Source organism: Streptomyces tanashiensis, from assembly GCF_014648895.1.
GTDB classification, from domain to species: domain Bacteria; phylum Actinomycetota; class Actinomycetes; order Streptomycetales; family Streptomycetaceae; genus Streptomyces; species Streptomyces tanashiensis.
On sequence record NZ_BMRZ01000014.1, the window covers coordinates 20,067 to 33,347 of the forward strand.

Annotated in this window: 13 protein-coding genes and 1 tRNA gene; 6 read left to right on the plus strand and 8 right to left on the minus strand. The window is 72.4% G+C overall.

The window, feature by feature from the left end; translation table 11 throughout:
• Window positions 1–5 precede the first annotated feature (5 nt).
• Window positions 6–983 (plus strand): aldo/keto reductase, encoded by a 978-nt coding sequence (locus tag IE237_RS30525; RefSeq protein WP_189805367.1) that lies wholly within the window; start codon window positions 6–8, stop codon window positions 981–983.
• Window positions 980–3,367 (plus strand): helix-hairpin-helix domain-containing protein, encoded by a 2,388-nt coding sequence (locus IE237_RS30530; protein ID WP_229842986.1) that lies wholly within the window; start codon window positions 980–982, stop codon window positions 3,365–3,367. Before IE237_RS30525 ends, IE237_RS30530 begins: the two co-directional genes overlap by 4 nt.
• 75 nt (window positions 3,368–3,442) lie before the next feature.
• On the opposite strand, the gene IE237_RS30535 is transcribed toward IE237_RS30530, so the two are convergent.
• Window positions 3,443–4,105, minus strand: a complete 663-nt coding sequence (locus tag IE237_RS30535) for a hypothetical protein (RefSeq protein WP_189805368.1) — start codon at window positions 4,103–4,105, stop codon at window positions 3,443–3,445.
• Between the two features lie 47 nt (window positions 4,106–4,152).
• Here IE237_RS30535 and IE237_RS30540 point away from each other — a divergent pair, with 47 nt between their 5' ends.
• Window positions 4,153–4,341 (plus strand): DUF5703 family protein, encoded by a 189-nt coding sequence (locus IE237_RS30540; protein ID WP_015032473.1) that lies wholly within the window; start codon window positions 4,153–4,155, stop codon window positions 4,339–4,341.
• 73 nt (window positions 4,342–4,414) lie between these two features.
• On the opposite strand, the gene IE237_RS41550 is transcribed toward IE237_RS30540, so the two are convergent.
• From IE237_RS41550 to IE237_RS30555, 3 genes are all read right to left on the minus strand, one after another.
• Entirely contained in the window at window positions 4,415–5,254 is an 840-nt protein-coding gene (locus tag IE237_RS41550; protein WP_189805369.1) for a chaplin, read from the minus strand.
• Between the two features lie 140 nt (window positions 5,255–5,394).
• The gene (gene chpH / locus IE237_RS30550; RefSeq protein ID WP_037925746.1) at window positions 5,395–5,628 is read right to left on the minus strand and encodes a chaplin ChpH; all 234 of its coding nucleotides are present in this window, start codon (window positions 5,626–5,628) and stop codon (window positions 5,395–5,397) included.
• Between the two features lie 128 nt (window positions 5,629–5,756).
• Complete coding sequence (locus tag IE237_RS30555; RefSeq protein WP_189805370.1) at window positions 5,757–7,082, minus strand: M20/M25/M40 family metallo-hydrolase; 1,326 nt, start codon at window positions 7,080–7,082, stop codon at window positions 5,757–5,759.
• Window positions 7,083–7,290: 208 nt separating this feature from the next.
• On the opposite strand from IE237_RS30555, the gene IE237_RS30560 reads away from it, so the two are divergent.
• Together IE237_RS30560 and IE237_RS30565 are read left to right on the plus strand one after the other, a co-directional pair.
• Window positions 7,291–7,378 (plus strand) — tRNA-Leu (locus IE237_RS30560).
• A 63-nt stretch (window positions 7,379–7,441) separates the two neighbouring features.
• Window positions 7,442–8,368 (plus strand): RluA family pseudouridine synthase, encoded by a 927-nt coding sequence (locus IE237_RS30565; protein WP_189805371.1) that lies wholly within the window; start codon window positions 7,442–7,444, stop codon window positions 8,366–8,368.
• Here IE237_RS30565 and IE237_RS30570 read toward each other — a convergent pair.
• The 4 genes from IE237_RS30570 to IE237_RS30585 form a co-directional block, all read right to left on the minus strand.
• Window positions 8,352–8,981 carry an MBL fold metallo-hydrolase gene (locus IE237_RS30570; RefSeq protein WP_189805372.1) on the minus strand — a complete coding sequence of 210 codons (630 nt, stop codon included), beginning with the start codon at window positions 8,979–8,981 and terminating at the stop codon, window positions 8,352–8,354. The genes IE237_RS30565 and IE237_RS30570 overlap by 17 nt on opposite strands.
• The gene (locus IE237_RS30575) at window positions 8,981–10,066 is read right to left on the minus strand and encodes an S-(hydroxymethyl)mycothiol dehydrogenase (RefSeq protein WP_189805373.1); all 1,086 of its coding nucleotides are present in this window, start codon (window positions 10,064–10,066) and stop codon (window positions 8,981–8,983) included. The genes IE237_RS30570 and IE237_RS30575 overlap by 1 nt, the downstream gene beginning before the upstream one ends.
• 123 nt (window positions 10,067–10,189) lie before the next feature.
• The gene (locus IE237_RS30580) at window positions 10,190–11,650 is read right to left on the minus strand and encodes an amino acid permease (RefSeq protein ID WP_189805374.1); all 1,461 of its coding nucleotides are present in this window, start codon (window positions 11,648–11,650) and stop codon (window positions 10,190–10,192) included.
• A gap of 180 nt (window positions 11,651–11,830) precedes the next feature.
• Window positions 11,831–12,532: a FadR/GntR family transcriptional regulator gene (locus tag IE237_RS30585; protein WP_125749411.1), complete on the minus strand. Its 702-nt coding sequence runs from the start codon at window positions 12,530–12,532 to the stop codon at window positions 11,831–11,833.
• Between the two features lie 158 nt (window positions 12,533–12,690).
• On the opposite strand from IE237_RS30585, the gene IE237_RS30590 reads away from it, so the two are divergent.
• Entirely contained in the window at window positions 12,691–13,224 is a 534-nt protein-coding gene (locus IE237_RS30590) for a gluconokinase (protein WP_189805375.1), read from the plus strand.
• The last annotated feature ends 57 nt before the right edge of the window (window positions 13,225–13,281 follow it).

A 13,281-nucleotide genomic window follows, 5' to 3' on the forward strand; every position in this document is an offset into this window, starting at 1 on the left:
CGCCCATGGAGCAGAGGCATCTCGGACGTACCGGCCTGCGTGTGTCGCGCATCGGACTCGGCACCCTCACCTGGGGCCGGGACACCGACGAGCACGACGCCGCCGAGCAGTTGAAGGCGTTCTGGGACGCGGGCGGCACGCTCGTGGACACCGCCGACGTGTACGGCGGGGGCGAGGCGGAGTATCTGCTCGGGCGTCTGATGGAGCGCCTGGTGCCCCGGCAGGACCTCGTCCTGTCGACCAAGGCGGGCAGCGTCCCGGACCCCGACCGGCGCACGGACGGCTCGCGCGGGCACCTGCTCGCCGCCCTCGACGCCTCCCTCGCCCGCCTGGGCACCGACCACGTCGACCTGTGGCAGCTGCACGCCTTCGACCCGTACACGCCCCTGGAGGAGTCGCTCCAGGCCCTCGACATCGCCGTACGCAGCGGCCGGGCGCGGTACGCGGGGGTGGCCAACTTCTGCGGCTGGCAGCTCGCCAAGGCGGGCACCTGGCAGCTCGGCGGCGACCGGACCCGGCTCGCGGGGGCCCAGCTCGAGTACTCGCTGCTCCAACGGGGCGTCGAGCGTGAGGTGCTGCCGGCCGCGCAGGACCTCGGCATAGGTCTGCTGCCCTCCTCGCCGCTGGGACGCGGGGTCCTGACGGGGAAGTACCGCAGCGGCACGCCGAACGACTCGCGGGGCGCCTCGGAGACGATGGCGCCGTTCGTGGAGCCGTACCTGGACGAGGCGGCGAGCCGGATCGTGGACGCCGTGGCGACGGCGGCCGACGGGCTCGCGACGACCCCGCTCCACGTGGCGCTCGCCTGGGTCCGCGACCGGCCCGGGGTGACCGCGCCGATCGTCGGCGCGCGCACGGCGCGCCAGCTCACGACCGCGTTGTCAGTGGAGGCCCTTAGTCTTCCTGACGAGATCTGTCGGGCGCTGGACGATGTGTCGGCGCCCGTGCACCGCTATCCGGATCACGACTGGAGCACCTTGTGACCGAGCCTTCCGGGGAGACCGCGCCCGAGGCCGTGGAGCCCGCCGCCGAGGACCTGCGGGAGGGAGCCGCCGGGGCTCCGGCCCCGGGCCCCGAAGCGACCGAAGAGCCGACGCCGTCCGAGGAGCCCGTCCCGGCCGAAGAGCCGGCCACCACCGAGGAACCGGGCGCGGGCGATGAGCCCAGCGCAGGCGAAGTGCCCGGCGCGGGCGAGGAACCCAGCACGGCCGCGGGCGCGGGCGAGCAGCCGGACGCGGGCGAGCAGCCCGGCACCGGCGAAGAGCCGGACGCGGCCGACGAGCCCAGCCCCCGTGAAGAGCCCGGCGCGGGCGAGGAGCACGGTGCGGGCGAAGAGCCCGGCACGGCGCAGGAGGCCGGCGGCGGGCAGGGTGACGCCGGGGCGTCGGGCGGCGACGCGCCCGAGTTGAGTGACGCGCAGGCCGAGCTCGCCGCGCAGCGGGAGCTGCGGGCGAGGATCGAGGCCCGCAAGGCCGAGAAGAGCGGCCCCCTCACGAGCGGGGCCAAGCTGAGCGGCACCGCCGCCGACCTCCTCGCGGCCGTCCGGGCCGTGGAGGGAGGCTCCGCCTCGGGCAGCACGTTCTACGAGGCCCCCGAGCCCGCACCCCGCCGCCCCGCCGCCGAGACCGCCCCGGCGATGACCGTGCGGCCCCCCGCACCGGAGCGGCCGACGGCTCCGGCGCCCGGGACCACGGCCGCCGTCCGCGAGGTCCTCGCCGAGGGCGGCGCCCCGGAGGCGCTGGCCGGTCAGGTCGCCGCCGCGCTCGGCGAGGGCGCGGCCACGGCGCTCCGCGAGGACCCGTGGCAGCTGCTCACGGTCTCCGGGGTCCGGCCGGAGCAGGCCGACGGTTTCGCGCGGGCGCTGCTGGGCTCCGCGTGCGGCCCGGGCGACCCGCGCCGCACGGTCGCCCTGACCGTGTGGCTCCTGGAGCGGGCCGCCCTCCAGGGGCACACGGCCCTGGAGATCCAGACCGTGCGCGCCGGACTCGCCGGGCACGCGGTGCCGGACCCGGAGGAGGCCGTGGAGACGGCGGTCTCCGAGGCCGCGGTCCTCGTCTTCCAGGAGGAGGAGACGGCGGAGGAGCCCGACGGCGACGAGGACGCCGGGGAGGAGAGCTCCGCGCCGGAGCAGGAGCCCGCCGCTCCCGTCCTGCTCGGGCTCGACCGGTACGCGCTGGCGGAGGAGAGCCTCGCGGACGGCCTCGCCCGGCTGGTCAGGACGGCGACCGCCGACACCTGGGAGGGCGGCGAGCTGGAGCGCGCCGCCGGTGCGCACGGGCTCGTCCTCCACACCGGTGGAGAGGCCTCCCGCGCCGAGCCGGTGGCGCTCGCCGCGGCGGCCCGTGAGCGCGGACTGCGCACCCTGGTCGCCGTCCACGCGGGCGACGGGCGGCGCGCCGCCGGCCTGGACGCGGTCACGGTCGCCGATCTGCTCTCCGGGACGGCCGGTCCGGGCCGCGACGAGGAGGGCGCCCTCGCCCTGGACCTCCTCGTGGTGCTCGACGCGCCGCAGCTGGACGTGGAGACCGGCGCGATGCTCGTGGAGTCGCTGCCGGACGGCTGCCGGCTGGTGCTGAGCGGCGACCCGGAGGTGCTCGGCGCACCGGGCGCGGGCCGGGTCTTCGCGGACGTGCTCGCGGCGCGGGTGTGCCCGAGGATCGCCTCCCGCGTCCCCGATCCCGGACCGCTCGGCGAGCTGGTGTCGGGCATCGGCGTCGGCGAGCTGAACCAGGTCGAGGCCCCGGGCAAGGAGGTCGTGATCGTCCCGGTGCGGGACGCGGGCGAGGCCGTGCACCGCACGGTCCAGCTGGTCGCGGACTCGGTGCCCCGGGCGATCGGGGTGCCGTCCGAGCAGACGCAGGTCGTCACGGTCGGCCACGGCGGCTCCGCCGGTACGCGCGCGCTGAACGCGGCCCTCAAGCAGCGGCTGAACCCCGGCCCCGGCCGGTTCGGCGGCTACGACATCGGCGACCGGGTGGCCTACGCGCCCGCGCCGGGGCACACGGTGACGGGCACGGTCCTCTCGGCCGACACCGACGGGCTGCGGCTGCGCTGCGGGGACGACGAGCTCCTCGTACCGAGGGAGCGTGTGGAGTCGGCGCTGCGGCACGGCTGGGCGCTCACGGCGCACCAGGCGGCCGGGGCGCGCTGGCCCGCGGTGGTCGTGGTGCTGCCCGGGGACGCCGCGGGCGGCCTGAGCCGGCCTTGGGTGTACACGGCGTTCGGCCGGGCGGAGCGCCATCTCTCGGTCGTGCACGGCGTGGACCAGGCGCTGGCCCGCGCGGTGGCCGAGGGGGTGGCGCCGGAGCGTACGACGCGGCTGCGGCCGCTCCTGGAGGGGCTGCTGGCCGTCGGCGGCGAGGAGTAGCGGCCACCTGAGCGGCCACATGGACGACGGAGGGCCCGGACACCGCACACGGTGTCCGGGCCCTCCCGCGTCCCGTCAGGCGTCCGCGCCGGGGGCCGCCGCGTCCACGGGCCCGTCCTCGTCCTCCTCCTCGTCGAAGACGGAGCTGACGTCGAAGCGGCAGACGATCCGCTCGGGATCGGCGTGGTCGAAGGGGGCGCCCAGCCACTCCCCCGGTTCCGGGAGTTCCTCGGCGGCGGTGACCCAGAGCGTGGAGTCCCCCTCCTCCAGGCCGAACTCCTTGTGCCGGGAGGCGATCTCGTCCGGTTCGTACTCGCCGAAGAGCACGCCGAGCGCGGCGAGCGGCGAGACGCCCGCCTTGGCGGCGGCCCCGGTGTCCGCTTCGCTGTCGAGCTCGGCGACGCGGCGGGCCTGGGCCAGCAGGCGTTGCGGTTCGGCCACGGCGTAGTCGCGGCGGATCAGGAGGCTGAGGGCGTGGGGTTCGTCAGGTCCGGTGTACGGCGGCAGGTTGCCGTCGGCTCCGGGGATCTCGAAGGGGGTGACCTCGTCGTAGCGGTCGTAGAGGAGTTCGTCGTACGCCTCGGCCGCCGTGGCGAGGGCGTTGAACGCTTCGTAGACGGCCGTGTCGTCGTCTCCCGTGCGGCGTTCGACCGCCGCGAGGTGACGGTCCAGTGCGGCTTTGACCGCCTCGGCGGCGGCACGTACCTCGGCAGCGGTGGGCTGCGCAGCATCAGACATGGGACAGACGCTATCCGTACCGGGCCCGTGCCCGCACAATAGATGCGATGCCGGAATACGAATTTGTCGACGTGTACGTGCCGCGCGGTGTCTCCCGCAAGGAGGCGACGCGGCTCCTGACCGACCATGCCGAGTACGGACACTGGGAGTTGGACCGTCTGAGCCTGCACCGGGACGGGAGCCGCAGAGTGCGGCTGAAGCGGCGGATCATCCGCCAGGTCAGGGCGACCTGGTAGGGAGAAGTGGATCGACGAGAAGGGGCCCCGCGGTGTGCGGGGCCCCTGTGCGTGGTGCGTGACCGCCGCGGGCTCAGGCGGCGCTGCGGGCGCGTCGGTAGATCAGCGAACCGGCGAGCAGCATCCCGGCACCTGCGGGAAGGATCACACCGAGCGAACCGGAGCCGGTCTCGGCGAGCTCCTCGACGGCACGCGGCGGAGTGACCTGGTGCGCACCGGGAGTGTTCGGCCCACCCTCGTTGCCGGGAGTACCGGGGGTGCCAGGGGTACCGGGAGTACCCGGGGTACCAGGAGTGCCAGGGGTACCAGGGTTGCCGGGCGTACCAGGGTTCCCCGGAGTGCCGGGGTTACCAGGGTTGCCCGGGTTACCGGGGTTGCCCGGATTCCCAGGGTTACCCGGGTTACCGGGATTGCCAGGGTTGCCCGGGTTCCCAGGGTTACCGGGGTTGCCCGGGTTACCGGGATTGCCCGGCTCCTCCTCCCCGTAGCCCGTGTCCCCGCCGTTGGCGCAGTCGTTGCCCGTGACGGCGTTGCCCAGGCCGACGCCCGTGACACTGTTGCCGCACACGTTGACCGGGACGTCGACCGGCACCTGGACGTTGTTGCCGGAGCCCACGCCCGGGGAGTTGCTCGTGTGCCCGCCGGCGGAGGAGCCGCCGCCGTACGGGGACCTGTTGGCGCACTTGTTGGCGAAGGCCGGATTGAGCACTCCGACGACATTGACGGTGTTTCCGCAGGCGTTCACCGGTACGTGCACCGGGACCTGGACGGAATTTCCGGACGCGACGCCCGGGGAATTCGTGGCCGTACCGTTCGCGCCGGAATCGGCGTGCGCATATCCGCCGCCGACGGCGGCGAAAACGCCTCCGGCGGCCGCGACGGTGATAAGGCCCTTGCGCGTGACCTGTCGCATAGCTTGTTCCCTGCCTGCTCGGCTTCGAAAGAGTGCCACCGGGCGGACGGCCCGGGGCGGAAATGGCCACCGGCCCCGGAGTGCATGGCACGCACTCCGGGGCCGGACCGGCTCACACCCTCACGGGGCGAGGCACAACGTCAGGCGTTGACGCAGGTGTTGCCGAAGGCGGGGTTCAGCAGGCCGATCACGGAGACCGTGTTGCCGCACACGTTCACGGGGACGTGAACCGGCACCTGGACGACGTTGCCCGAGAGCACGCCGGGGGAACCGATGGCGGCACCCTGGGCACCCGCGTCGGCAACGGCCATGCCCGCACCCGCGAGAACGAGACCGCCGGTGGCAGCCGCAGCAGCGACGACCTTCTTGAGCATTATTCCTCCTAGTTGACAATGCGGCCCCAGCCGCGGACCGCATCACCTGTAACGAGGGGGAATGGTGGGGGCTACGAGTGCCCGAGTTCATTCACTCTTTCCGGTCACATGCAAACGCGCGGTCGAATTCAGCAGGCGTCGAGGAAGCGGTCCAGGACGCGGACGCCGAACTTGAGGCCGTCCACCGGGACCCGCTCGTCCACGCCGTGGAACATGCCGGCGAAGTCGAGCTCCGGCGGCAGCTGGAGCGGCGCGAAGCCGAAGCAGCGGATGCCGAGGTCGTCGAAGGACTTGGCGTCGGTGCCGCCCGAGAGCATGTACGGCACGGCGCGGGCGATCGGGTCCTCGGCGCGCAGCGCCAGCTGCATGGCGTCCACCAGGGCGCCGTCGAAGCTGGTCTCCAGGGCCTTGTCGCCGTGCACGTCCTCGCGCTTCACGCGGGGCCCGAGGATCCGGTCGAGGTCGGCCAGGAACTCCTGCTCGTACCCGGGCAGGAAGCGGCCGTCGACGTGGGCCGTGGCCTGGCCGGGGATCACGTTCACCTTGTAGCCGGCACCCAGCATCGTCGGGGCGGCCGAGTTGCGGAGGGTGGCGCCGACCATCTTGGCGATGCCGCCGAGCTTGGCGAGGGTGCCGTCCATGTCCTCGGGGTCGAGCGGGGTGCCCAGGGCGTCCGAGAGCTCGTCCAGGAAGGACCGCACGGTCTTGGTGACCCTCACCGGCCACTGGTGGCGGCCGAGGCGGCCCACGGCCTCGCAGAGCTCCGTGATGGCGTTGTCGTCATTGGTCATGGAGCCGTGGCCCGCCGTGCCCTCGACGGTCAGCCGCATCCAGTGCATGCCCTTCTGGGCCGTCTCGACCAGGTAGAGCCGCAGGTTCTCGTTGACGGTGAAGGAGAAGCCGCCGACCTCGCCGATCGCCTCCGTGACCCCGTCGAAGAGGTCGCGGTGCTTGTCGACCAGGTGCCGGGCGCCGTAGGTGCCGCCGGCCTCCTCGTCGGCGAGGAAGGCGAGGACGATGTCGCGCGGGGGCTTGCGGCCGCTGCGCAGCCGGTCCCGGACGACCGCGAGGGTCATCGCGTCCATGTCCTTCATGTCGACGGCCCCGCGGCCCCAGACGCAGCCGTCGGCGATCTCGCCCGAGAAGGGGTGGTGGGTCCAGTCCTCGGCGTTGGCCGGGACGACGTCGGTGTGACCGTGGATGAGCAGGGCCGGACGCGACGGGTCCTCGCCCTCGATCCGGGCGACGGTGGAGGCCCGCCCCTTGTGCGACTCGATGATCTTCGGCTCGAGGCCGACCTCCGCGAGCTTCTCGGCGACGTACTCGGCCGCCGCCCGCTCTCCCGGTCCGGAGTGGTCGCCGTAGTTGCTGGTGTCGATGCGGATGAGGTCGCGACAGAGGTCCACCACCTCGTCCTCGCCGCTGACGTTCCGGGTCGTGTTCGACTCGCTCACGCTGCTTCCTCCCACTCCGTGCCCCACGTGATTCCTTGTGATCTCCCCCATCCTCCCGCGTGGCCCCCTCGGCGCCCAAGGGCGCCGGTCGGCCGACACGCTGCTGTCACATGCCGGAGGCCGACCGGGGGTGGTGATCGACCACTCCGAATGTTTGCTATGGTTTTCCTCGTCGGAAGGGCCCAGCGGCCAGGAAGACAGACACCTTGTCCGGGTGGCGGAATGGCAGACGCGCTAGCTTGAGGTGCTAGTGCCCTTTATCGGGCGTGGGGGTTCAAGTCCCCCCTCGGACACCAGCGAAGGACCCCACATCTTGTGGGGTCCTTCTTGTTACGGCGGCAGGACTCACGGCGGTACCGGTGCGACGCAGATCCAAGGCCCCTTCCTCGCCCCTCCCCCAGCGGCTCGGGATCGATCCCGTGCGGGTGCGGTTGCCGGAGGATCCCGAGGAGGGCTGGACGACCGTCCGGGAGTATCTGGTCGGACGGTACGGGGCCGCCGTCGGGGCCGGGCGGGTCGAGGAGATGCTGCGGGACGGGCGGTTCGTCGGGGTCGACGGGCCGGTCGGCGCGGACGAGCCGTACGTCGCGGGGCGGTACCTCTGGTTCCACCGGGACTTTCCGGCCGAGACGCCCGTGCCCTTCGAGGTCGCGGTCGTGCACCGGGACGAGCGGATCGTGGTGGCCGACAAGCCGCACTTCCTGGCGACCATGCCCCGGGGGCGGCATGTGACGGAGACCGCGCTCGCCCGGCTACGGCGTGACCTGGGGCTTCCGTTCCTTCAGCCCGCGCACCGGCTGGACCGGCTGACGGCGGGGCTCGTGCTGTTCGTCGTACGGCCGGAGGACCGGGGGGCGTACCAGACGCTGTTCCGGGACCGGGCCGTGCGCAAGGAGTACGAGGCGGTGGCGCCGTACGACCCGGCGGTCGAGCTGCCGGTGACCGTGCGGAGCCGGATCGAGAAGGAGCGCGGGGTGATGGCCGCCCGGGAGGTGCCGGGCGAGCCGAACGCCGAGAGCCGGATCGAGCTGGTGGCGCACGCGGGCGGGCTCGGGCGGTACCGGCTGGTGCCCGTGACCGGGCGGACCCATCAGCTGCGGGTGCACATGAACGCCCTGGGGCTGCCGATCCTCGACGATCCGGTCTATCCGGTGGTCCGTGAGGACGGGCCGGAGGACTTCTCGCGTCCGCTGCGACTGCTCGCGCGGACGCTGGAGTTCACCGACCCGTTCACGGGCGATGCCAGGAGCTTCGGGAGCCGGCTGCGGCTCAGTGGCCCCTGCTGATCCACTCCTCCAGGTGGGGGGCCTCGGCGCCGATCGTGGTGGTGTCGCCGTGGCCGGTGCGGACGACCGTCTCCGGCGGCAGGGTCAGGAGCTTCTCGCGGATCGAGTCCACGATCGTCGGGAAGTCCGAGTAGGACCGGCCGGTCGCGCCGGGGCCGCCCTGGAAGAGGGTGTCGCCGGTGAAGACCGTGCCGAGGTCGGGGGCGTGCAGGGAGACCGCCCCGGGGGCGTGGCCCGGGGTGTGGAGGACCGTGAGGTCCGTGCCTGCGATGGTGAGGACCTGGCCGTCGGCGAGCTCGCCGTCCGGGCTGTGGTCGGGGTGGGTGAGCTTCCACAGCGGCTGGTCGGCCGGGTGGAGGAGGATCCGGGCGCCGGTGGCGGCGGCGAGGGCCGGGGCGGCGTCGATGTGGTCGTCGTGGGCGTGCGTGCAGACGATGGCGCGCAGGGCCCGGCCGTCCAGCGCCGCGAGGATCGCCTCGGCGTCGTGGGCGGCGTCGATGACGAGGGCCTCGGTGTCGTCGCCGACGATCCAGACGTTGTTGTCGACGTCCCAGGTGCCGCCGTCGAGGCTGAACGTTCCGGAGGTGACCAGGTGGTCGATGCGGACGGACATCAGAGGACCACCACCGAGCGGAGGACGTCGCCCTCGTGCATGCGGGCGAAGGCCTTCTCGACGTCGCCGAGGCCGATGGTCTCGGTGACGAAGGCGGCGAGGTCGATGCGCCCCTGCTGGTGCAGGTCGATGAGCATCGGGAAGTCGCGCGACGGCAGACAGTCCCCGTACCAGGAGGACTTGAGCGAGCCGCCGCGGCCGAAGACGTCGAGGAGCGGGAGTTCCAGCTTCATCTCGGGGCTGGGGACGCCGACGAGGACGACGGTGCCGGCGAGGTCGCGGGCGTAGAAGGCCTGCTCGTACGTCTCGGGGCGGCCGACGGCCTCGATGACGACGTCGGCGCCGAAGCCGCCGGTGAGCTCGCGGATCGCCTCGACGGCGTCGGCGGTGCGGGAGTTGACGGTGTGGGTGGCGCCCATCTCCCGGGCCTTGTCGAGCTTCCGGTCGTCGATGTCGACGGCGATGATCTTCGCGGCTCCGGCGAGGCGGGCGCCGACGACGGCCGCGTCGCCGACGCCGCCGCAGCCGATGACGGCGACGGTGTCGCCGCGGCCGACGTTCCCGGTGTTGATCGCGGCGCCGATGCCGGCCATCACGCCGCAGCCGAGGAGGCCCGCGACCTCGGGCGCGACGGCCGGGTCGACCTTGGTGCACTGGCCGGCGGCGACGAGGGTCTTCTCGGCGAAGGCGCCGATGCCGAGGGCCGGGGAGAGCTCCGTCCCGTCGAGCAGGGTCATCTTCTGCTTCGCGTTGTGGGTGGCGAAGCAGTACCAGGGACGGCCGCGGAGACAGGCACGGCAGGTCCCGCAGACGGCGCGCCAGTTGAGGATCACGAAGTCGCCGGGGACGACGTCGGTGACGCCCTCGCCGACGGACTCGACGATTCCCGCGGCCTCGTGGCCGAGCAGGAAGGGGAACTCGTCGTTGATCGCGCCCTGCTTGTAGTGCAGATCGGTGTGGCAGACGCCGCAGGCCTGGATCTTCACGACGGCCTCGCCGGGGCCGGGATCGGGGATCACGATGGTCTCGACGCGTACCGGTTCGTTCCTGCCCGGGGCGATGACCCCCTGGACGTGCTGCGGCATCGCGAACTTCCCTTCCTCCGAGCGGATCTTGTAAGGCTCTTGCGTACCACTATCTCCTGACAAAAGGCGAGACCCCCGCAGGCCGTGCCTGTGGGGGTCCCGCCGTCTCCCGTGGGGGGAGTCTCAGTCCTGGTGTGCCGCGGAGGTGGTGCGGACCCGGCGGCGGACCAGGAACCAGCCGCCGACGAGCGCCGCGGCGATGAGCGGCAGGCAGTTCACGGTGGTGCGGCCGATGCCGCCGTCCATCCACATCAGGACGAGGACGGAGGCGAGGAAGCCCAGGGTCACGATCTGGGTGTACGGGGCCCAGGGCAGGTTGTAGCCGGGGCGGGTGACCCGGCCCTTCTCGGCGCTGCGCCAGAAGAGCAGCGAGCAGACCATGATCATGGCCCAGGTGCCGATGATGCCGATGGAGGCGAAGTTGAGGACCAGTTCGAAGGCCTCGCCGGGCATGACGTAGTTGAGGGCTACGCCGAGGACGCCGAAGCCCGCGGTGAGCAGGATGCCGCCGTAGGGGACGCCGCCCTTGTTCATGACGCCGGTGAACTTGGGCGCGGAGCCGGCGAGCGACATGGAGCGCAGGATGCGGCCGGTGGAGTAGAGGCCCGAGTTGAGGCTGGAGAGGGCGGCGGTGAGGACGACGAGGTTCATCACGCCGGCGGCGCCGGGGATGCCCAGCTTGTCGAAGACGGTGACGAAGGGGCTCTGGTCACCGGAGTACGCGGTGTACGGGAGGATCAGGGCGAGCAGGATCACGGAGCCGACGTAGAAGAGGCCCACGCGCCACATGATCGAGTTGATCGCCTTCGGCATGATCTTCTCGGGGTTCTCGGTCTCGCCTGCGGCGACGCCGCAGAGTTCGACGGAGGCGTAGGCGAAGACGACGCCCTGGATGAGCAGCAGCATCGGCATCATGCCGTTGGGGAAGATGCCGCCGTTGTCGGTGATGTTGGCGAGGCCCGGGGTGTGGCCGCCGACGTCGTGCGAGGTGACGACGAGGAAGATGCCGACGAGCATGAAGGCGACCAGGGCGGCGACCTTGATGATGGCGAACCAGAACTCCATCTCGCCGAAGTACTTCACGGAGATGAGGTTGGCGGCGAGGACGACCGCGAGGGCGATGAGGGCGAGGACCCACTGGGGGACGTCGCTGAACATGGCCCAGAAGTGGGCGTAGGTGGCGGCCGCGGTGATGTCGGCGACGGCGGTGGTCGACCAGTTGAGGAAGTACAGCCAGCCGGCCGTGTAGGCGCCCTTCTCGCCCATGAACTCACGGGCGTAGGAGACGAAGGCGCCGGAGGAGGGACGGTAGAGCACCAGCTCGCCGAGGGCGCGCACCACGAAGAAGGCGAAGACGCCGCAGACGGCGTACGCGATGAAGAGCGACGGGCCCGCCTGGGACATGCGGCCGCCGGCGCCCAGGAAGAGGCCGGTACCGATGGCGCCGCCGATCGCGATCATGTTGATGTGCCGGGACTTGAGGTCCTTGCGGTATCCGGCGTCGCCTGCGTCGACGTGGGGGGAGGCGGCCGGGTTCGCCGGAGCGGCGGACAGCGGCTCGGCCGCGGTGACGCGGTCAGTCATGGAGTTGTTCGCCTTCGTGAGGGGGCTGTGCGGTACCCGGCCGTACCTGGATGGGGGGTGTCCCCGGCACGGCCAGCGCACATACTCACGGCAACGGCGCCCCACTGACTGTGACGCATGTCACTGAACGCCCATATTTGAGCTAGTTCAGAGCTTACGGACGGGTAACGCCCGGATGAACTACGGGGCGAGGACGTCCAGCTCCTGGAGGGCGCCGACGGCGATCTGACGCGTGAGCTCCTCGGCGCGCGCCGCGTCCCGCTCCCGTACGGCCTCGGCGACCTGGACGTGGAGGGTGACGGCGGCCGGGTCGGGGTCCTCGAACATCACGTGGTGGTGGGTGCGGCCGGTGAGGACCTCGGCGACGACGTCGCCGAGCCGGGCGAACATCTCGTTCCCGGAGGCGTTGAGCACGACCCGGTGGAAGGCGATGTCGTGGACGAGGTACTCCTCCAGGCGCCGGCCGCGCGAAGTGGCGACCATGCCGAGGGCCTGCTCGGTGAGTTCGCGGCACTGCTCGGGGGTGGCGTGCAGGGCGGCCAGTCCGGCGGCGACCGGCTCGACGGCCGAGCGGAGCACGGTGAGCGAGCGGAGCTGGCGGGGGCGGTCGGCGCCGGCGAGGCGCCAGCGGATGACCTGGGGGTCGTACACGTTCCAGCTGGCCGTGGGGAGCACGGTCACACCGACGCGGCGGCGCGACTCGACGAGGTGCATGGACTCCAGGACCCGCACGACCTCGCGGACCACGGTCCGGGAGACGTCGAAGCGTTGGGCGAGCTCGTCGGTGCGCAGCACGGTGCCCGGCGGGTACTCCCCGGCGGTGATCGCGAGACCCAGGGTGGCCAGGACGTGTGAGTGGAGCCCCTGGGCCGGTGTCGTCATGGCGATCAGCCTATGCGCGCGGGACCCCGTGGCCACACCCGGGAATGAAAAGTACGACTTTTACGTCACAGACTCTTGAATACGTCGTACCCAATGGGTTTCATGAGCGCGACGGATTCACCGAATCGATGTCGATGAAGACAGCGAGGCACCCCCCCATGAGCACCACCCCCCTCTCCGCTCCCCCGGTCGTCGTCGTGATGGGCGTCGCCGGGACCGGCAAGACCACCATCGGTCCGCTGGTCGCGGAGGCGCTCGGCCTGCCGTACGCCGAGGGCGACGACTTCCACCCGGCGGCCAACGTCGCCAAGATGTCGGCCGGCGTCCCGCTGGACGACACGGACCGGGGGCCCTGGCTCGACGCCATCGGGGAGTGGGCGCACGGCCGGGCCGGGCTCGGCGGGGTCGTGAGCAGCTCGGCGCTCAAGCGGGTCTACCGGGACCGGCTGCGTGCCGCCGCGCCCGGGGTCGTCTTCCTGCATCTGACCGGTGACCGGGAGCTGATCGAGGGGCGGATGGCCGCGCGCAAGGGCCACTTCATGCCCACGGCGCTCCTCGACTCCCAGTTCGCCACCCTGCAGCCGCTGCAGGACGACGAGGCCGGCGTCGCCGTCGACGTCTCCGGCACGCCGGAGGAGATCACCGCCCGTGCCGTCGCCGCCCTGCGCGGCCTGGACGGCCTGGACGGCTGACTCTCCCCCGTACTCCCCCGCACCCCCGCCCCCCCTTCCTGCCCGTACGAAGGACAC